The sequence below is a fragment of the Pseudomonas sp. JS425 genome, from assembly GCF_018223845.1.
GTDB classification, from domain to species: Bacteria; Pseudomonadota; Gammaproteobacteria; order Pseudomonadales; family Pseudomonadaceae; genus Aquipseudomonas; species Aquipseudomonas asiatica.
Map to the genome: position 1 here is coordinate 5,774,102 of NZ_CP073661.1, position 20,405 is coordinate 5,794,506.

At 63.8% G+C, this 20,405-nt stretch carries 12 protein-coding genes; 1 reads left to right on the forward strand and 11 read right to left on the reverse strand.

What is annotated here, in order from left to right; all coding sequences use genetic code 11:
- Positions 1 to 188: 188 nt before the first annotated feature.
- The 4 genes from mdoH to pip form a co-directional block, all read right to left on the reverse strand.
- On the reverse strand, positions 189 to 2,762 hold the full coding sequence (gene mdoH, locus KDB76_RS26565) for a glucans biosynthesis glucosyltransferase MdoH (RefSeq protein WP_013974553.1): 2,574 nt from the start codon (positions 2,760 to 2,762) through the stop codon (positions 189 to 191).
- A complete protein-coding gene (locus tag KDB76_RS26570) occupies positions 2,755 to 4,476 on the reverse strand; it encodes a glucan biosynthesis protein G (protein ID WP_015272100.1) in 1,722 nt (573 codons plus the stop codon). The genes mdoH and KDB76_RS26570 overlap by 8 nt, the downstream gene beginning before the upstream one ends.
- A 263-nt stretch (positions 4,477 to 4,739) precedes the next feature.
- Positions 4,740 to 5,177, reverse strand: coding sequence for a D-aminoacyl-tRNA deacylase (gene dtd / locus KDB76_RS26575; RefSeq protein WP_038410195.1), 438 nt, complete (start codon positions 5,175 to 5,177; stop codon positions 4,740 to 4,742).
- The gene (gene pip / locus KDB76_RS26580) at positions 5,174 to 6,145 is read right to left on the reverse strand and encodes a prolyl aminopeptidase (RefSeq protein WP_013974556.1); all 972 of its coding nucleotides are present in this window, start codon (positions 6,143 to 6,145) and stop codon (positions 5,174 to 5,176) included. The genes dtd and pip overlap by 4 nt, the downstream gene beginning before the upstream one ends.
- A gap of 380 nt (positions 6,146 to 6,525) precedes the next feature.
- Here pip and KDB76_RS26585 point away from each other — a divergent pair, with 380 nt between their 5' ends.
- On the forward strand, positions 6,526 to 11,841 hold the full coding sequence (locus KDB76_RS26585) for a DUF6543 domain-containing protein (protein WP_249206212.1): 5,316 nt from the start codon (positions 6,526 to 6,528) through the stop codon (positions 11,839 to 11,841).
- A gap of 59 nt (positions 11,842 to 11,900) precedes the next feature.
- Here KDB76_RS26585 and hutG read toward each other — a convergent pair whose 3' ends face one another.
- From hutG to hutC, 7 genes are all read right to left on the reverse strand, one after another.
- Complete coding sequence (gene hutG / locus KDB76_RS26590) at positions 11,901 to 12,704, reverse strand: N-formylglutamate deformylase (protein ID WP_013974557.1); 804 nt, start codon at positions 12,702 to 12,704, stop codon at positions 11,901 to 11,903.
- A gap of 10 nt (positions 12,705 to 12,714) precedes the next feature.
- The gene (hutI, locus tag KDB76_RS26595; RefSeq protein ID WP_013974558.1) at positions 12,715 to 13,920 is read right to left on the reverse strand and encodes an imidazolonepropionase; all 1,206 of its coding nucleotides are present in this window, start codon (positions 13,918 to 13,920) and stop codon (positions 12,715 to 12,717) included.
- A 16-nt stretch (positions 13,921 to 13,936) separates the two neighbouring features.
- Positions 13,937 to 15,340 (reverse strand): amino acid permease, encoded by a 1,404-nt coding sequence (locus tag KDB76_RS26600; protein ID WP_023663049.1) that lies wholly within the window; start codon positions 15,338 to 15,340, stop codon positions 13,937 to 13,939.
- Between the two features lie 157 nt (positions 15,341 to 15,497).
- The gene (gene hutH, locus KDB76_RS26605; RefSeq protein ID WP_038410196.1) at positions 15,498 to 17,030 is read right to left on the reverse strand and encodes a histidine ammonia-lyase; all 1,533 of its coding nucleotides are present in this window, start codon (positions 17,028 to 17,030) and stop codon (positions 15,498 to 15,500) included.
- A 107-nt stretch (positions 17,031 to 17,137) separates the two neighbouring features.
- Entirely contained in the window at positions 17,138 to 18,811 is a 1,674-nt protein-coding gene (gene hutU, locus KDB76_RS26610) for a urocanate hydratase (protein ID WP_038410197.1), read from the reverse strand.
- A 255-nt stretch (positions 18,812 to 19,066) separates the two neighbouring features.
- Positions 19,067 to 19,639, reverse strand: coding sequence for a HutD family protein (locus KDB76_RS26615; RefSeq protein WP_013974562.1), 573 nt, complete (start codon positions 19,637 to 19,639; stop codon positions 19,067 to 19,069).
- Entirely contained in the window at positions 19,636 to 20,346 is a 711-nt protein-coding gene (hutC, locus tag KDB76_RS26620; protein ID WP_013974563.1) for a histidine utilization repressor, read from the reverse strand. The genes KDB76_RS26615 and hutC overlap by 4 nt, the downstream gene beginning before the upstream one ends.
- Positions 20,347 to 20,405 lie beyond the last annotated feature (59 nt).

Consider the following 20,405-nt stretch of genomic DNA (forward strand, 5'->3'; position numbering starts at 1 on the left):
GCGTCATATCGGAGAGGGATGCTAACGCATGGCGGCTCGGGGACCTAGAGCCGGGGGGGACTTTGTTGGCCAAAATCGGTGGGAGCCCTGAAAAGCTTCGCGGGCACGCCCGCTCCCACAGGTACAGCGCATGCCTCAAAGGCTGTGAAGTACCCTGTGGGAGCGGGCGTGCCCGCGAATAGGCCCTGTCAGGCGCCGACGAGTGCCGGTTGGCCTTCATTCTCCGGATGCAACGGCAACAGCGGCGAATGCGGGTCGTTCTTGATCGACGCACGCCACACGTCGATCCACGCCGCATTGTGCTCGGCCCAGACCTGCTCGTGCAGGCGGGTCAGCGCCACCGGGTCGCTGAGCAGGGCCAGGCGGGTATTGAGGTCCAGCCCTTTCGGCCCTACCTCCATCGCCTTGGCCACGCGCTCGGCGCGCAGTGCCTCGATCGGCGCTGCCTGACCATGACGGGCAGTGGCCATGGCGCAGGCCAAGGCGTTCTGCCGCGGGTCGACCACAGCCCGTACGAAGCCGTCATGCAGGGCATGCCAGCGGTTTTCGTGGGTGTACTGGTCGGTGGCCAGCAGCTCCTGCGGAGTGGCGTATTCCTCGGGGATGAGGAACAGCTTCTCGTCCTTGGCCGCCAGGCCCAGGCGGGTACGGCTGGAGATCACCGAAACCGGGATCGACAGCACCAGCGAACCAACGATTGGCGCCAGCCACCACAGGAAGCTCGGGTTCAGCCAGGCCACCAGCGCCGCCCAGGCAATACCCAGCAGGGTCTGCGGGCCGTGGCGGCGCACTGCTTCGCTCCAAGGCGTGGAGTCGTCGTCACGCTGCGGCGAGTTCCAGGTCGCGGCCCAGCCCAGGAACGCGGCCAGCACGAAGCGGGTGTGGAAGATCATGCGCACCGGTGCCAGCAGCATGGAGAACAGCATCTCCATCAGCATCGACAGGGTGACCTTGATGCGCCCGCCAAACTCTGTCGCGCCCTTGGCCCAGATCAGGATGACGCTGAGCAGCTTGGGCAGGAACAGCAGCACGATGGTGGTGGAGAACAGCGCCACGGCCTTCTCCGGGTGCCACTGCGGCCACAGCGGGTAGAGCTGGTACGGTTCGATGAAGTACTGCGGCTCCATCAGCGTGTTGGTGGCCAGCAGCGCGGTCGACAGCACCAGGAACAGGAACCACAGCGGTGCCGACAGGTACGACATCACACCGGTGAGGAACACCGCACGGTGCACCGGGTGCATGCCCTTGACCAGGAACAGGCGGAAGTTCATCAGGTTGCCGTGGCACCAGCGGCGGTCGCGCTTGAGCTCATCGAGCAGGTTCGGCGGCAGTTCTTCGTAGCTGCCCGGCAGGTCGTAGGCAATCCACACGCCCCAGCCGGCACGGCGCATCAGCGCGGCTTCGACGAAGTCGTGGGAGAGGATTGCACCGGCGAACGCACCCTTGCCCGGCAATGGCGCCAGGGCGCAGTGCTCGATGAACGGCTTCATGCGGATGATCGCGTTGTGGCCCCAGTAGTGCGACTCGCCTAGCTGCCAGAAGTGCAGGCCGGCGGTGAACAGCGGGCCGTACACGCGGGTGGCGAACTGCTGCAGGCGCGCATACAGGGTGTCCATGCCCGAGGCCTTCGGCCCGGTCTGGATGATGCCGGCGTCCGGGTTGGCCTCCATCAGGCGCACCAGGCTGCTCAGGCACTCGCCGCTCATGACGCTGTCGGCGTCGAGTACGACCATGTACTTGTATTCGCCGCCCCAACGACGGCAGAAGTCGTCGAGGTTGCCACTCTTGCGCTTCACCCGGCGCCGACGACGACGGTAGAAGATGCGGCCGAAGCCTTTGGTTTCGCGGCACACGTCCAGCCAGGCCTGTTGCTCGGCAACGGCGATGTCGGTGTCGTTGGTGTCGCTGAGCACAAAGAAGTCGAAGCGATCGAGGTTGCCGCTGGCGGCCACCGACTCGAACGTTGCGCGCAGGCCGGCGAACACGCGCGGCACGTCTTCGTTGCAGATCGGCATCACCAGCGCGGTACGCGCCTCGGGCGCGATCGGCTCGTTGCCTGCACTGCTACCCGAAATCTTGTACTTGTCGCGCCCGGTGAGCAGCTCGAGGAAGCCCATCAGCGCAGTCCAGAAGCCCGCCGATACCCAGCAGAACAGGATGCCGAAGAGAACCAGGATGGACGTCTGCAAGGCATACGGCCAAACCTGCACCACGGTGTCCCACAGCGGCTGGTTGACGACTTCGTCAAAGTCCACGAACGACCAGCCCTGGTACGGCAGGATGCCCTTCATGTACCAGCCGGCAACGATGGTCTGGCCGATCATCAGCGCCAGCAGGATGTAACGGCGGATCGAACCGACCGTACGCCAGCGGGCTGGCGGCAGCTCGCGCTTGGGCGGCTGCGGGGCGTTGGTGCGGCCAGTCATGCGCCGCCACATGCGGATCAGCACGTTGGTACGCCATGGCTCGGGCACGACCTTGGTGCGCTTGATCGGCGGGGCGATCTTCAGGCACAGGCGGCCGCTGCCGTCGACACCAAGCATTTCGGCGTCTTCCAGCTCGGCGGCGCTGCCTACGGTCAGGCGCGGGCCCACCGAGGCCTGCACGGCCTCGGCAGAGCTGGCGGCCGGGTTGGCCGCCAGGCGTTGGTGCAGCTCACTGAATGACGTGCAGCTGGCGAGTTCCGCCCGTTGCTCGTCGCTCAGTGGTAGGTGGGCCAGGTACTCGCGAAGCGATTCCGGCCTTGCGCTTGAGTTACTCATCGGCAGGCAACTGATAGCTCCAGGTCTCGGTCAGCACCTTCTCGGTGGTGGCCGGGGTCCCGTTGGTGGGCGCCGCATCGGCGGCAGGTTGTTCGGCCTTGGCGGCTTTCTCGGCCTTGGCTTGCTTGGCTGCAGCCTTGTCCTGCTTGGCGTCCTTGGCAGGCTTGGCGGCTTCGACCGGCACGTCACGCACAAGCGCGGCACGCATTTCGGTCGATTTGTTGGCTTCCTTGACCTTCAAACGCAGGGTCAGGCGCCAGCCCTTGGTCTCAGGGTTATAGCGCAGGTTGTTCTCGACCACCTCGGCATTGTCGCCCACGCTGATCTGGCTGCGCACGGCGGTGTCTTCCGGCAGGGCGGCCAGCGCCGGGCCGGCGAAGTCGACCAGGAAGGCCACGCTGCCGTCTGGCTGGCGGATCAGGTTGGATTGCTTGACGTCGCCGGTGGAACGCAGGGTCTGCTTGACCCAGCCCAGCTCGGGAGCCTGGAACTTCGGCTCGTCGATGGTCCAGTGCAGGCGGTACGCGTACTCGAATGGCTTGCCTGGCTCAGGCAGCTTTTCCGGGCTCCAGAAGGCCACGATGTTGTCATTGGTCTCGTCGGCAGTCGGGATTTCGACCAGGTCGACGGTGCCCTTGCCCCAGTCCCCCTTCGGCTCGATCCAGGCGCTCGGGCGCTTCTGGTAGTTGTCGTCGAGGTCTTCGTAGTCGCTGAAGGCGCGCTGGCGCTGCATCAGGCCGAAACCACGCGGGTTCTCGACGCTGAAGTTGCTCACGGCCAGGTGTTTCGGGTTGTTCAGCGGGCGCCACAGCCATTCGCCGTTGCCGGCATGGATCGACAGGCCTTCGGAGTCGTGCAGGGCCGGACGGTAGTTGAGGACCTTGGACGGCTGGTTGGGGCCGAACAGGTACATGCTGGTCAGCGGGGCAATGCCCAGGCGGCTGACATGGTCACGCAGGAACACGCGGGACTGCACGTCGACCACGGTATCGTTGCCTGGGCGCAGGGTCAGCTTGTAGGCGCCGGTGGAACGCGGCGAGTCCAGCAGGGCGTAGATGACCAGGTGCTTGTCGGCCGGCTTGGGCTTCTCGACCCAGAACTCGGTAAAGCGCGGGAACTCCTCGCCCGACGGCAGTGCGGTGTCGATGGCCAGGCCACGGGCCGACAGGCCATACACATGGCCCTTGCCGACCACGCGGAAGTAGCTGGCGCCAAGCAGGGTCATGATCTCGTCCTGCTTGTCGGCCTTGTTGATCGGGTACAGCACGCGGAAACCGGCGTAACCCAGGTTCTTGGTGGTTTCCGGGTCGTGTGGCACGTCACCGAACTCGAAACGGCTCGGGTCGTACTTGATTTCCTCGACCTTGGTGGCGGTGACCTCGTTGATCTTCACCGGGGTATCGAAGTGCATGCCCTGGTGATAGAACGACAGCTTGAACGGGGTCTTGTCCTTGGCCCACTCGGCCTTTTCCTGCAGGAAATGAATCTTCTGGTAGTCCGCGAACTTCATGTCGCGGAATACGGCCGGCAGGTTGCTTTTCGGTGCTTCGTACTTCTGGCCGGCCAGATCCTTTGCCTTGGCTGCAACATCGTCAAGATTGAATGCCCACAGCTGGCCCGCGCTCATCAGGCCGACCAGTGCAACACTGGCCATCAGGGCCTTGCGCAGCCCGGTACCGGGGATTCTTGATGCTTTTTGGGGACTAACAATCACGAGCAACCCTCGCCGAAAACAGATCATGAAACCAACGGCCAGCGACAAATGCCGGGTTGGCGAGCACTGTTCGGACCCCGTGAGGGCGTAATGATTCCCCAAACGGATCCAGACAATACTCGAGTCAGAGTGAAACGAACCTGCGAACGCAGGTCCATGCAGCGCGCGAATATCCAGCAGGTCGCGTGACAACGCATCAGGCTGGAACAACTATTTATCGTACAAAACCCCTTGTTTTCCTGTGAACAAGGGGTTTTTTAACCTCATATTTGTAACATAAATGTTACGGGGCCATCATTGACCAGGTGCACCTGCATGTCTGCGCCGAATTGCCCGCTTGCCACATCAGCGTGCCGGGCCTTCGCCTGCTGCAAAAGATAGTCGAACAACTCGGCGCCGAGGGCCGGTGGCGCTGCCGTCGAGAAGCTCGGGCGCATGCCGTTGCGGGTGTCTGCCGCCAGGGTGAATTGCGACACCAGCAACAAACCTCCCCCGACATCCTTGAGCGACAGGTTCATCTTGCCCTGCTCGTCGCTGAACACCCGGTAGTTCAACAACTTGTGCAACAGCTTGTCGGCCTGCTCACGGGAATCTTCAGGCTCGACGGCCACCAGCACCAGCAAACCCTGGTCGATGGCACCCACTACCTCCCCCTCTACTTCCACCCGCGCACCACGCACGCGCTGCAGCAGGCCCCTCATGCTTCTTCCAGGGGCAGGTCGAGCAGGCGCCGGGCCATCTGGTCGGCGGCACGCACCAGGGCATCGGTGATGCCCGGCTCGGAAGCCGCGTGGCCAGCGTCACGGATCACCTTCAGTTCGCTGTTCGGCCAGGCCTGGTGCAGCGCCCAGGCGTTGTCCAGCGGGCAGATCACATCATAGCGGCCATGCACGATCACGGCCGGCAGGTGGGCGATCTTCGGCAGGTCGCGGATCAGCTGGTCCGGCTCGAGGAAGGCGTTGTTCATGAAGTAGTGGCATTCGATACGGGCGATCGACAGTGCACGCTGCGGCTCGGAGAAGCGGTCGACCACCAGCGGATTGGGGCGCAGGGTGGCGGTACGGCCTTCCCAGGTGGACCAGGCCTTGGCCGCGTGCATCTGGGCAATCTGGTCGTTGCCGGTCAGGCGCTTGTGGAAGGCCGTGACCAGGTCACCGCGCTCCTCCGGCGGGATCGGCGCGATGTAGTCCTGCCAGTAATCGGGGAACAGGCGGCTGGCGCCTTCCTGGTAGAACCATTGGATTTCCTGGGGCCTGCACAGGAAGATGCCGCGCAGGATCAGGCCATGCACCCGCTCGGGGTGGGTCTGGGCGTAGGCCAGCGCCAGGGTGGAGCCCCACGAGCCGCCGAACAGCACCCACTTGTCGATGCCAAGGTGCTCGCGGATGCGCTCGAGGTCCTCGACCAGGTGCCAGGTGGTGTTGTTCTCCAGGCTCGCGTGCGGCGTGGAACGGCCACAGCCGCGCTGGTCGAAGGTGATGATGCGGTACAGGGTCGGGTCGAAGTAGCAGCGGCTCTGGGCGTCGCAACCGGCTCCCGGGCCGCCGTGGATGAATACCACCGGCAGACCTTCTGGCGAGCCGCTTTCGTCGACATACAGCACATGCGGCGCTTCCACGGCCAGATCGTGCCGGGCGTAGGGTTTGATCTGCGGGTACAGGGTCTGCATTGCGCACTCCGTGTGAGGATTATTCGGCCGTGGGCCATCATAAACCTGAATTGCGCTTTGAGCACTGCCCGCGCTGATGCCGCCGCACCTCGAGGGCACATATATCTACCTCCAGCAGCTCAGACAGGCCCGCGATAGTCCCTCGCCCCAAATCAAGCAAGGGCTTCGCCATGCCAACTGCAGTCACTGCCGTACCTAGTGTTCATTACGCCACCATCGAGCGCAGAATCCCCACCTGGCTCAAGCAGGCTCCGCCAGAAACCCAGAGCGCGATGCGCAACTGACATCAAGCCCCTGCCTGGCTGTCGACGGCAATCCAGCAACAACCGGAAGTCGCCAAGGCATGGCAGGAAGAGCACGCACGTCACCGCGAGCACCAGGTGCAGGTGCACAAGCTGTTCGAAAAGCTTCCAACCCTGGAAGCGTACGCCACCAAGACACTCACCGAAGCCATCAAGCAGCGATTCAGGCTTGACCTGGACGTGCGCAACACCTACCTCGTCGATGCCCGCCAGATCGAAACGACCAATGCCATCGACAGCCGCCAGGCCGTCGACCGGGCTACACGCTCGCTGCTGCACTGCGCCTTGCACAACTTCGACCAGGATGCCGCTGCCGAACATGGCATGGACGCGCCCGCCTCCCTGCTCAAGAGGTCGGTCATAGTCGATCACCGGCGCTTCATGGGCACCGTGCCGATCAACAATGCACTGGATATCGCCGCCGAAGATTTCGCCGACTTGTGTCGTACGCTGGATATCGGCGGCAAATACCATCAACAGGTACATGCCATCTACTATCCAGCGGCCACGCCGCCACTCGGCGCGGATGAAGCCGCACTGGCCGTTTATGAAACACTGGGGCGTGCAGAGGTATCGGCATTCCGGCAATCACTGCATTTCGCCCGCCTCAAGGGGGATATCAGCGAGGCGCTATATTCCGCCGCTCTTGCCACGCCACTTGACCAGGCGCCATCGCCCTCTTCGCCGGTGACGTTCAGCCTGCTCGACTTGTGGGAAGCCGAGCTGACCGGCGTTGTGCTCATCACCCTGCAAGCTGAAGAGCATCACGCAGTGGCGCTGTACATCCCCGAAGACAGCACCACGCCCCTCAAGGAATTCGCCAGCCAGGAAGCCATGAACGAAGAGTTGCGCGACAGGCTCCAGGCCGATATCGGCTACCTGGACAGGCACCTCGCCGACCGCGACAAGGCGCCGATAACCACCCGTCTGAAGGATCGGCTAATGCCCCTGGCCTGGAGTGCCCGCGGCCTGCATGAGCGTGTTCCGGATCCGCACGCCACCCTGTATCCGGTCAAAAAGCCTTTCAGCCACGCCTTCCAGGGCGTGATGACGTTCCAGAAGACCCAGCGTCATGAGAAGGATGTGCTGTTCCACGCCACGCCAACCGAAATCGTCGATCGGCGCACCGCCCAAGCCCACCGAGAGCTGATTGCCGGCCGTGTGCTCACGGCCTTGAACATCGCCGGCTTCTTCGTGCCAGGGCTTGGCGAGGCAATGCTTGCTGTTTGCCTGGCCCAGCTGGCCCATGAGGTGTATGAAGGGATCGACGCCTGGGAAAACGACGAACGTGATACTGCCTATGGCTATCTGGTCGATGTGATCGAAAACGTGGCCATCATGGCCGCCCTCAGCGCAGCAGCCAAAGCTTTGAGAGGCTTGCACGGCAGCGAAACCGGCACGTCGCTGGAAGGGCCGGAGATTGAAGAGCCAGAGGATGAGGAGCCAGGGATAACCCGTATTCCGGTAGAAACGCCTTCATTCATCGAAGAACTGGAAGACGTGGAAACATCCGATGGTCAGACGCGGTTGTGGAAACCCGACCTCACGCCCTACCGGAGTCACGAGACGCTGCCCCATGACCTGGTACCGGACGAACTGGGCCTACGGCATCACCAAGGCAAACGCTGGCTGGTACTGCAGGGCAATCAGTACATCGTCAGCCAAACGCCAACGACTGGCGAATATCGTTTGCAACACCCTGCAAGTCCTCGCCGTTACCAGCCGCCAGTGCGGCACAACGGTGCCGGAGCATGGTTGCACGTTACCGATAAGCCACTGAGTTGGTCGGGCATGACACTCCTGCGCCGCATCGGCCACTTGAGTGGGCACTTCGACGAGCCGACGCTGCAACGGATTATCGCCGTCAGCGGCGTACACGAAGACGAGCTGCGCCGCGCCCTGGCCGAAAGCCAGCGGCTGCCGGCCTTGCTGGAAGACACCCTGCAACGTTTCAAGCTGGACGAAACGGTCCGCCAGCTGGCGGACGAGAGCACTCGGCCCGCTGAGTTTGCCAGGGCCTACGCCGGCCTTTCGCGCGACCTAGCGCCGGGCGCCGAGGCCATCCAGAGGGCGTATCCGAAATTGCCGTCAGCAGTCGCCAATGAGCTGGCGCGCGAGGCCAGTGCCAACGAACTGCAGATACTCGACAACGGCAAGGTACCACTGCGCCTTGCCGAAGAGGCCCGCATCTACCAGCAACAAATTCGCCTTGCCCGCGCCTGCGAAGGGCTGTACCTGTCCAGCGTGCCGAACTGGGATAGCGACCTGTTGATCGTGCATACGCTCGAACGCTTGCCAGGCTGGCCTGCACAGACCAGGCTCCGGCTGCTCCAGCGCATGTCCTGGCCGACCCAGGATCATGCCATAGGCACACTGGACACCCGCCCATTCAAGACCATCACCCATGCCCAGGCAGGGTACATCGTCCACGACGAAAGCCTGCCCAGCGCGGCGGTCAAGGTGTATTCAAGCCTTTACGCTGCATTGTACGAGGCACTGCCAGCGGCCATGGCAAGCATGGACGTCGCCGATCAGCAAGCGCTGCAGCGCCTTGTACAGGAAAGCCCGTTGCTGCCTCGCCCGGCCTTGAGGGTGCTGCTGGGCATGCAGCCCGTACGCCCAGGCTACCGTTCTCCCATGCGCCTGGCTGATGGCCGCCTGGGCTACCCACTCAGTGGCGGCGGCCCGGCCACCCATGGCATCACCCGCCAGCAGCTGTTCGAAGCTATCGAAGCCACAGGGCTCGCCGAACGCACCGGCCGCTCGGCGGCTCAGGTTCTGCAGGCACTTGCCAGCCGCGGCCGTACGCAACTGCAGATATTCGAACATTTGCAGACACTACTGGAGCAGCGCAACGAGCTGCAAAGCAGCCTGGACGATTGGAGTGAAGCCATTTCGCCGGCAAGCGACCAAGCAGCACAGGACTACGACAGCCTGCGTGACTCGATCATGCAACACTGGTACGACACTGCGCTGGACGAGAGCACCGGGCCCACCACGGAACTGCGTATCGCCCGCGTCCCCCTTGCCGATGTGCCCCTCACCTTGCCCGCTTTTTTCAACGCACGCGTGCGCAGCCTGAGCCTGATCGACTTACCGTCAGGGTCCTTGGCGGGCTGGGCGCAAAACGAGCGCCTGCTGCAACGCCTGCTCAGGCAGATGCCGCAGATCGAGTCGCTGGAAATCAGCCGTCCGTTTGACCCCAGGGCAACGCCCTCGCCCTTCCTGTTCAGCGTGCCCACCATCACCGAGTACCTGCCAGGCTTGCAACGACTGGTGCTCACCAACCAGAACATGGCGCTCTCCGAAAGCGACCTGAACCTGCTGTCAGGGCTTCGCCAATTGAGATACCTGGACCTGAGTGGTAACCGGCTGGCGCAGAGCAACAGGCCAAGTTTCCATGAGTTGACCCTGGACTACCTGGGCCTGGACCAGATGCAGCTGGCCCAATGGCCGATCGGGATTGGCAGCGACGCCCTGGCGCGCATTGCCCACCTGTCGTTGCGCCACAACAATCTCAGGTCTTTGCCCTCGTTCCTGCTTCATGAAGCGGACATGCTGACCACCCCACCGGTGATCTCGCTGGAAGGCAACAGCATCAATGAATCTCACCTGCAGCGATTGTTGCTGAACGAGCGCGTCGACACCTCGGGCATCACCACGGACCAGCCAGAGGCAATGTCCGAACAACTCGCACGCATTCGCGATGAGCGACGGCAGATGCGCGATGCGATCGATGGCTGGGCCCAGGCATCCAGTTCGAGCAACCCATTGACCCAGGCCGCACTGACGGACAGGCAACGTATCGCGTCAGCGATCGATCAATTCTGGGAACAACAGGAGCAGGGCCAGTCATACCTGCGCCTGCAACTCGAGGACGTGGCCATCGAGCATTTCCCCAGGCGGCTTCCAGCGTTCTTCGGCGCCCGCGTACACGCGCTCAGCCTGACGCGGTTGCGGGGCAGCGCCTCGCAGCTCGACGAACTACTCAGCCGGTTCCCTAACATCAGCCGGTTGACCATCGATGCACACCAGGCCGCCATGCCCTCGCTGGCATCTGCCCTGGCTCGCCTTCCCCAACTCACCTACCTGGAGTTTCGCAACATGGGGCTGGAGGTCGACCAGGCCATGATGGACATTTTCGCAGGGCTGCGAAACCTGACCTCGCTGGACCTGTCGGGCAACCGTGCAGGCAACATCGACCATGTGCCCGCATCGCTGGCCAGCAACCTGCAGTCACTCGCATTGACCAACATGAACCTCCAAGCCTGGCCCAGCTGGTGTGACAGTTTGCTGCCATTGGAACTTCTGGACCTGAGCTCGAACAACATCACCCAGTTGCCCGAGCACATCCTGACGAACCTGAACAATCCCATGCCAATCTCGTCGATCGCCTTGTTCGACAACCCGCTGCCTCCTGAAACCATCCTGCGGGTACGCAGCTTCTCGGACAGCCAGCACAGCTATTCCTTTGCCCTGGATATCCCCGACGACCTGATGTTCTTCGATACTTCCAGCGAAGGATCTCTCGACCACCTTCACTTCCCACTGCTGGGCGATGATACGCCCAGGCTGAAGGACTGGATGCTGGGTAGCGAAGCACAGAATGCCGCATTGCAGGACTGCTGGGAGCGGCTCGAAGGTAGTGATCTGTTGCGTCTGGTGGGCCGTTTGCACAATGCCGCCCCATACCTTGACCCAAATACGCAAGCCACCTTCTGCGAACGGGTGCGCTTGATGCTGGTGGTGGCTGCAAGCAACGAAACCGAACGCCCGATCATGGAGAGCATCGCCGCAGCGGCATTGCCAGACCCGGTAACCGGCTCGCAGACCTGCCATGACGGAGCGCTGCAGGAGTTCAACAATATTGAACTGTACCTGATGAGCCAACGCCTGTTGGTCGACGCCGGCGATTCCCTGCAAGCACTGCGTCGTCGGCTATTGCAGCTTTTCCGGATCGAACAGCTGGAGCTGCTGGCCAACCAACGGACTGGCCCGGGTGACCTGGTCTCGGTACGTCTGGCCTACCGCCGGGAACTGGCCAGGGAACTGGACCTGCCGATCGCCGATAGCATGCGTTTTCGAGGTGCTGCGAACCTGGCGCGGGACGAGCTATCCAGTGTGCTGGAAAAGGTTCGGAAAAGTGAACTGAGCGATGCACTGGTCGGATACATGCTGGCGAATACGGATTGGACCACGCGTCTGCGAGCCGAATTTGCCGACCGCTTCGCCGAAATAGAAGCACGTTTCCGCCTGCGGGTGCTTGAGCTGGCAAGCAAGGACCACTCGCTTCAGGACGAGTTGAACTTGCAGCAAGGCCTGCAAGATGACAAGGAGCAGGAAGAGAAGGAGCTACTGCGCGAACTTACCATCAAGCAGATCAACAACAACTGAGCAGTAGTGACTGGCGACGCGAACAACCTGCATCGCGTCGCCATTCTTACTGGCGAACTTCACCGCCCGTAATGCGCCTTGCCCCAGTCCAGCACTGCCTGCAGAAGCTGCTTCAACACCTCCTGTGTCGGCCGTGCCAGGTCTTCGCGGTAAGCGAACGGCTCGGCTTCTTCCATGTAAGTGCTCTGCGCCAGCTCCAGCTGCACCGCATGGATGTGGTTGGCCGGATCGCCGTAATGCCGGGTGATATGCCCGCCCTTGAAGCGGCCATTGAGCACGTGGCTGTAACCTTGGGCCTGGGCGCACACCTCTTTCAGCCGTTCGGCCAGGGCCGGGTCGCAGCTGGCGCCGTTGAAGGTACCCAGGTTGAAGTCCGGCAGCTTGCCGTCGAACAGGTGCGGGATCAGCGAACGGATCGAATGGGCGTCCCACAGCAGGGCGTAGCCGAACTGCTCGCGCAGCCGCGCCAGCTCGCGACGAATCGTGTCGTGGTAGGGGCGCCAGATCTGCTCCAGATACTGCTTGCGCTCCTCGCCTGTCGGCACCAGCCCGTCCTTGAACAATGGCTCGCCATCGAACAGCGTGGCCGGGTACAGGCCAGTGGTGGCACCGGCGTACAACGGCTTGTCGTCATCCGGCCGATTCAGGTCGATGACGAAGCGCGAATACTCCGCCGCCACCACGCTGGCGCCCATTTCACGGGCAAAGTCATACAGCCGTGGAATATGCCAGTCGGTGTCCGGCAGGCTGCGCGCCTGGTCGACCAGGCCGTCTCTTACCGCCGGCGACAGTTGCAGGCCGGCATGGGGCATGCTGATCAGCAGCGGCAGGCGCCCCTGGTGAAAACTCAGTACCTTGTCCATCGTGCCTCACTCAGTTGGAAATCTCGTGGCCCTTGCGCACCACGCGCTTGGGCAGGTCGCCGCCCAGCCAGTAGGCCAGGTCGGCGGGGCGTTCGATCTGCCAGGCGACGAAGTCCGCGACCTTGCCCACTTCCAGCGAGCCGTGGCTGTCGCCCAGGCCCAACGCAGTGGCGGCGTGCACGGTGACACCGGCCAGGGCTTCTTCCGGGGTCATGCGGAAGCAGGTGCAGCCCATGTTCAGCATCAGCCGCAGCGACAACCCTGGCGAGGTGCCGGGGTTGAGGTCGCTGGCCAGGGCAATCTTCACGCCGTGGCGGCGCAAGGCGTCCATCGGCGGCAGCTGGGTTTCGCGCAGGAAGTAGAACGCGCCCGGCAGCAGCACGGCGACCGTGCCGGCTTTTGCCATGGCAATGGCGTCTTCCTCGGTCATGAATTCCAGATGGTCAGCCGAAAGCGCCTGGTAGCGCGCAGCCAGGCTGGAGCCGTGCAGCGACGACAACTGTTCGGCGTGCAGCTTGACCGGCAGGCCCAGCTCGCGCGCCTTGATGAACAGCCGCTCGACCTGGGCCGGGGAGAACGCCAGGTGTTCGCAGAAGGCATCCACTGCGTCCACCAGGCCTTCGGCGGCCAGGGCCGGCAGCATTTCATCGCAGATGTGCGCGATGTAGTCGTCAGCCCGGCCGACGTATTCCGGCGGCAAGGCATGGGCTGCCAGGCAGGTGGCGCGCACCGCCAGAGGCAACTCGTCGGCCAGGCGCCGGGCCACACGCAGCATCTTGCGCTCGTTGGCCAGGTCCAGGCCGTAGCCTGACTTGACCTCGATGGTGGTCACGCCATCGCGCATCAACGCCTGGACCCGCTGGCGAGCACTGGCGAACAGCTCGTCCTCGCTGGCCGCACGGGTGGCCCGCACGGTGCTGGCGATGCCACCGCCCTGTGCGGCGATTTCGGCATAGCTCACACCCTGCAGGCGCTGCTCGAACTCACCGCTGCGGTTGCCACCGAACACCGCGTGGGTGTGGCAGTCGATCAGCCCCGGGGTGACCCAGGCGCCGCCCAGGTCCACCGTACGCTCGGCATCGACCGACGCCAGCTCGACGCGTGGGCCGATCCACTCGATCAGCCCGGCGTTGGTGACGATGGCCGCGTCCTCGATGGCCGAGTAACGGCCCTCGGCCATGGTTGCCACATGGCAGTGCTGCCAGACGGTTCTCATACATTGACTCCTGTACTTAGCGGTGCAGCTCGGCCGGTTCCGCTACCGGTTTGCCCTGCCCTGCGCGCGGCTTGCACCACAGCAGGTAGGACGCCACCAGGAACACCACCCAGACCACGCCGACGAGCAGTGCCGCCTGGGTATCCGGGAAGTAACCGAGCACGCCAAAGATGAACACCATGAACGCAATGGCCATGGCCGGGCCGTAAGGCCAGAACGGTACCGGGAACTGTAGCTGGGCCACTTGTTCACGGCTCATGCTGCGGCGCATGGCCACTTGGGTGAGCAGGATCATCAGCCATACCCACACGGTGGCGAAGGTAGCGATCGAGGCGATCAGCAGGAACACGTTCTCCGGGATCAGGTAGTTGAGCAGCACGCCGATCAGCAGCGCAGCCCCCATCACCACCACGGTCATCCACGGCACGCCGTGCTTCGACAGCTTGCTGAAGCCGCGCGGCGCGTGGCCTTGCTGGGCCAGGCCGTACATCATGCGGCCGGCGCCGAAGATGTCGCTGTTGATGGCCGAGATCGCGGCGGAAATCACCACGATGTTCAGCACTGCGGCGGCAGAGCCGATGCCCAGGTTACTGAAGATCTGCACGAACGGGCTGCCCTGGCTGCCGATTTGCGGCCATGGGAACAGGCACATCAGCACGAACAGGGTGAGCACGTAGAACAGCAGGATGCGCAGCGGCACGGCGTTGATCGCCTTGGGGATGACCCGCTGCGGGTCCTTGGCCTCACCGGCGGTGACGCCGATGATTTCGATACCGCCGAACGCGAACATCACCACGGCAAAGGAGGCGATCAGGCCACCCACGCCATTGGGCATGAAGCCGCCGTGGTCGAACAGGTTGCTGACACCCACGGCCTGCCCGGTGCCTACCTGGCTGAAGCCGAAGGCCATGATGCCGAGGCCGGCCAGGATCATCGCCACGATGGCGCCGACCTTGAGCAGCGACAGCCAGAATTCCATTTCGCCAAAGACCTTGACGTTGCACAGGTTGAGGCCGCCGATCAGGAAGACGATGCCCAGCACCCAGATCCAGCGGGCCACTTCCGGGAACCAGAAGCCCATGTAGATACCGAAGGCAGTGACGTCGGCGATGGCGACGATGACCATCTCGAAGGCGTAGGTCCAGCCGAGGATGAAGCCGGCCATGGGGCCGAGGTAGGTGCTGGCGTAGTGGCCGAACGAACCGGCGACCGGGTTGTGCACAGCCATTTCGCCGAGGGCGCGCATGACCATGAACACGGCGGCGCCGCCGATCAGGTAGGCCAGCAGCACAGCCGGGCCGGCCATCTGGATGGCCGAGGCGGAACCGTAGAACAGCCCGGTGCCGATGGCGGAACCGAGGGCCATGAAACGGATGTGGCGGGCACTTAGCCCGCGCTTTAGACCTTGAGCTTGTTGCATGTCACGTCCTTAAATTGTTTTTGTGGTCGTGAGATCGAGGGGGGCTGCCTTGCAGCCCAATCGCCGGCAAGCCAGCCCCCACAGAGATGGTGTGTCGCATCTCCATCTGTGGGAGCCGGCTTGCCGGCAATGAGCCGCACAGCGGCCCCTGGGGGCATTACAGGCTTGGCAGCACACCAGCCGGCAGCAGGCCGGTCAGGCGACCCTTGGCCAACAGTTCCACGGCCTTTTCGATGTCGGGCGCGAAGAAACGGTCACGGTCGTAGTGCGGCACTTCGCTGCGCAGCGCCTGGCGCGCCTGCTCCAGCTTGGCCGAGGTCTTCAGGCCCTTGCGCAGGTCCAGGCCCTGGCAGGCGCCCAGCCATTCGATGGCCAGCACGCCACGGGTGTTTTCGGCCATTTCCCACAGGCGCTTGCCGGCAGCCGGGGCCATCGACACGTGGTCTTCCTGGTTGGCCGAGGTCGGCAGGCTGTCGACGCTGTGCGGATGCGACAGGGCCTTGTTCTCGCTGGCCAGGGCAGCAGCGGTGACCTGGGCGATCATGAAGCCCGAGTTGACCCCGCCGTTTTCCACCAGGAACGGCGGCAGCTGGGACATGTGCTTGTCCATCATCAGCGAGATACGGCGCTCGCTGAGCGAACCGATTTCAGCGATGGCCAGGGCGATGTTGTCGGCGGCCATGGCCACCGGCTCGGCGTGGAAGTTACCGCCGGAAATCACGTCACCTTCGGCAGCGAACACCAGCGGGTTGTCCGACACGGCGTTGGCTTCGATGCCCAGTACCTCGGCGGCCTGGCGCAGCTGGGTCAGGCAGGCGCCCATGACCTGCGGCTGGCAGCGCAGCGAGTACGGGTCCTGAACCTTGTCGCAGTTCTTGTGCGACAGCGACACTTCGCTGGAGTCGCCCAGCAGGTCACGGAAGCAGGCAGCGGTGTCGATCTGGCCGCGCTGGCCACGCACTTCGTGGATGCGCGCATCGAACGGCGAGCGCGAGCCCAGTGCGGCTTCGACGCTCAGGCCGCCGCAGGCGATGGCAGCGGCGTACAGGTCTTCACCCTGGAACAGGCCACGCAGGGCATAGGCGGTGGACGCCTGGGTGCCGTTGAGCAGGGCCAGGCCCTCCTTGGCGGCCAGGGTCAGCGGCTCGAGGCCGGCCACGGCCAGGGCTTCGGTGGCTGGCAGCCACTGGCCCTTGTAGCGGGCCTTGCCTTCACCCAGCAGCACCAGCGACATGTGCGCCAGCGGGGCGAGGTCGCCGGAGGCGCCCACCGAACCCTTCAGCGGGATGTGCGGATAGACTTCGGCGTTGACCAGGGCAATCAGCGCGTCGATGACTTTGCGACGGATGCCGGAGAAACCACGGCTGAGGCTGTTGATCTTCAGCACCATGATCAGCCGCACCAGGGCGTCATCCAGCGGCGCGCCGACACCGGCGGCGTGGGACAGCACCAGCGAGCGCTGCAGGTTTTCCAGGTCGTGGCTGGCGATGCGGGTCGAGGCCAGCAGGCCGAAACCGGTGTTGATGCCGTAGGCGGTACGGTCTTCGGCAATGATCTGCTCGACGCAGGCAACGCTGGCGTCGATGGCCGGCGCGGCGCTGGCGTCCAGTTGCAGGCGCACGGGCGCGGCATGGATGGCGCGCAGCTGGGCCAGGGTCAGGGTGCCGGGCTTGAGGGTCAATTCGGTCACTTCACTACTCCAATCGCGTGGAGCCGCAGGCCCGTTTGTGAGTGCCTGCGTGCTCCTTCTTGTTGTTCAGTATCACCCCTCGTGGGATGCGATCCAAAGCGTGGCGATCAGCCAGTGATCATCGGCAGGTCCAGGCCCTGCTCCTTGGCGCACTCGATGGCGATGTCGTATCCGGCATCGGCATGACGCATCACACCGGTCCCTGGGTCGTTGGTCAGCACGCGAGCGATACGCTCGGCGGCTTCGTCGGTACCGTCGCAGACGATGACCATGCCAGAGTGCTGGGAGAAGCCCATGCCCACGCCACCACCGTGGTGCAGCGAAACCCAGGTAGCACCGCCGGCGGTGTTCAGCAGGGCGTTGAGCAGCGGCCAGTCGGAGACAGCGTCGGAACCGTCGCGCATGGCTTCGGTTTCACGGTTGGGGCTGGACACCGAACCGGAGTCCAGGTGGTCACGGCCGATCACGATCGGTGCCGACAGCTCGCCGCTGCGTACCATTTCGTTGAACGCCAGGCCCAGCTTGGCGCGCAGGCCCAGGCCAACCCAGCAGATACGTGCCGGCAGGCCCTGGAAGCTGATGCGCTCGCGGGCCATGTCCAGCCAGCGGTGCAGGTGGGCGTCGTCGGGGATCAGTTCCTTGACCTTGGCGTCGGTCTTGTAGATGTCTTCGGCATCACCGGACAGCGCCGCCCAGCGGAACGGGCCGATGCCACGGCAGAACAGCGGGCGGATGTAGGCCGGCACGAAGCCCGGGAAGTCGAAGGCATTGGCCACGCCTTCTTCCTTGGCCATCTGGCGGATGTTGTTGCCATAGTCGAAGGTCGGAACACCCTGCTTCTGGAAATCGAGCATGGCTTGCACGTGCACGGCCATCGACTGCTTGGCGGCCTTGACCACTGCAGCCGGCTCGGTCTGCGCACGGTCGCGGTACTGTTCCCAGGTCCAGCCGGCTGGCAGGTAACCGTTCAGCGGGTCGTGGGCGCTGGTCTGGTCGGTGACCATGTCCGGGCGCACGCCACGCTTGACCAGCTCTGGCAGGATTTCAGCAGCGTTGCCGTGCAGGGCGATGGAGATGGCCTTGCCTTCGGCGGTGTACTTGGCAATGCGTGCCAAGGCGTCGTCGAGGTCAGTGGCCTGCTCGTCGACGTAGCGGGTTTCCAGACGGAAGTCGATGCGGCTCTGCTGGCATTCGATGTTCAGCGAGCAGGCACCGGCCAGGGTGGCGGCCAGTGGCTGGGCACCGCCCATGCCGCCCAGGCCGGCGGTCAGTACCCACTTGCCTTTCAGGCTGCCGCCGTAATGCTGGCGGCCGGCTTCGACGAAGGTTTCGTAGGTGCCTTGGACGATGCCCTGGCTGCCGATGTAGATCCAGCTGCCGGCGGTCATCTGGCCGTACATGGCCAGGCCCTTGGCGTCCAGTTCGTTGAAGTGTTCCCAGTTGGCCCAGTGCGGTACCAGGTTGGAGTTGGCGATCAGTACGCGCGGGGCGTTGCTGTGGGTCTTGAACACGCCGACCGGCTTGCCCGACTGCACCAGCAGGGTTTCGTCGCCTTCCAGGCGGGTCAGGGTCTCGACGATCTTGTCGTAGCACGCCCAGTTACGGGCAGCGCGGCCGATACCGCCGTACACCACCAGTTCTTTCGGGTTTTCCGCGACCTGTGGATCGAGGTTGTTCATCAGCATGCGCAGTGGCGCTTCGGTCAACCAGCTTTTGGCAGTCAGCTTGTTGCCACGTGGGGCACGGATTTCAACGTCACGGTATTTGTTGTTGTCGGTCACGGGAAAGGTCCTCTGCGGTCGTCCGCGGGCGGGTATGTCGTGGTAGATATACAAACACACCTTTACTTGTATGTACAAGCATGGACAACCAAAATAATTGGACTTTTCCGCTGAGCGGCAAAAGAAATGGGGCCGCTGCGCGGCCCTTCGCGGGCTTGCCCGCTCCCACAGAGAGCTCCACTGCCTTCAAGGCGTGCGCTGTACCTGTGGGAGCGGGCAAGCCCGCGAAGGGCTGCGCAGCAGCCCCCGGCTATCTCAACGTGAAACGAGTTCGATCAGGCAGAACCGCCCCTGCACATCCAACCCCAGCAACTGGTCATTGCCCTCCAGCCGCAGGCAGTCATACAACCCCAACCGCTGCGTCTCGCGCCCGGCAATGCCAACCTCGACCTGGCTGCTGGCAGCGAACAGCAACACTGTCGACGCCGAACTGTACAAGCGGCTGGTGCCATCGAACCACTGCAACCGCGCCCGGTAGCGCTGCGGTGCGTAGATCAGGTTGAAATCGCGGATCGCCCCGCCCAGCAGCTTGCAGCTGACCTGACTCTCGCCACTGAAGGCGAAGGCATCGAACGGCAGCAACGGCCTGCTGGCCTGGCCGTCGACCAGCAGGCGCATGCCGTCACCCTGCAGCACGGTGATGATCCGCTGGTAGCCGGCGAAGGTGGAAAACCCGCCGGACTCCTCAATATCGGCAATCGACAAGCGCCAGCCAAAGCCGTCCAGGCCTTCGCCACTGTCGCGGGTAATCTCTTCGGTGAAACCGCCACCGTTCTTCCACGGCATGCGCGGGTAGCCCTGCGCACGCAACAACTGCAGCTGACTCATTTACTGAAACGTCCTTCCAGGCGGTGACGGGAACCGGGGTGGATCAGCCGCGCGGCGGTCACCGGCTGGCGGCCGGACCAGGTGCGACGGCGGATCAGCAGGCAGGGCTCGCCCCGCTCGATCTGCAACAGGCGGCATTCTTCCGGCTCGGCCAGGATTGCCTCTACCACGTGCTCACCCTCGGTCAGCGGCGCCACCTGCGACAGGTAGGCGTATGGCGTCTGCCGGGTGAAGTCCTGCTTGAGGTAGTCGGGGGCAATCGCCGCATTGACGTAGCGGTCCTCGATCTGCACCGGCACGCCGTTCTCGAAATGCACGATCAGCGAGTGGAACACTCGCTGGCCTTCGCGCATGTCCAGGGCCAGGGCCCGCTCGGAACCGGCCGTTTCCTCGGTGAGGGTAATCACCTGGCAGCTATGCTGGTGGCCACGCGCGGCAATTTCGTCGGCGATGTTGTTGACCTCGAACAACGCCGAACGTCCCTTGGGCTCGGCCACGAAGGTACCGACCCCTTGCATGCGCACCAGCAGGCCTTCTGCGGTGAGCTCGCGCAGGGCGCGGTTGATGGTCATGCGGCTGAAGCCCAGCTCGCTGACCAGTTCGCTCTCCGAGGGCACCCGGTGATGCGGTGGCCAGCTGCCGTTGTCGATCTGCTGGATGATCATCTGTTTGACCCGGGCGTAAAGCGGAGCCGGGCCCTCGCCCATCTGGGCAACCAGCGCGGAGACAGGAGGTGTCGGCACGGCGTTGGATCCTTGTGCAAATG

Coding starts and splice junctions, on each gene's coding strand:
- mdoH (WP_013974553.1), bottom strand. CDS start 2,762: ATGAGTAACTCAAGCGCAAGGCCGGAATCGCTTCGCGAGTACCTGGCC.
- dtd (WP_038410195.1), bottom strand. CDS start 5,177: ATGAGGGGCCTGCTGCAGCGCGTGCGTGGTGCGCGGGTGGAAGTAGAG.
- pip (WP_013974556.1), bottom strand. CDS start 6,145: ATGCAGACCCTGTACCCGCAGATCAAACCCTACGCCCGGCACGATCTG.
- hutG (WP_013974557.1), bottom strand. CDS start 12,704: ATGGACAAGGTACTGAGTTTTCACCAGGGGCGCCTGCCGCTGCTGATC.
- hutI (WP_013974558.1), bottom strand. CDS start 13,920: ATGAGAACCGTCTGGCAGCACTGCCATGTGGCAACCATGGCCGAGGGC.
- KDB76_RS26600 (WP_023663049.1), bottom strand. CDS start 15,340: ATGCAACAAGCTCAAGGTCTAAAGCGCGGGCTAAGTGCCCGCCACATC.
- KDB76_RS26615 (WP_013974562.1), bottom strand. CDS start 19,639: ATGAGTCAGCTGCAGTTGTTGCGTGCGCAGGGCTACCCGCGCATGCCG.
- hutC (WP_013974563.1), bottom strand. CDS start 20,346: ATGGGCGAGGGCCCGGCTCCGCTTTACGCCCGGGTCAAACAGATGATC.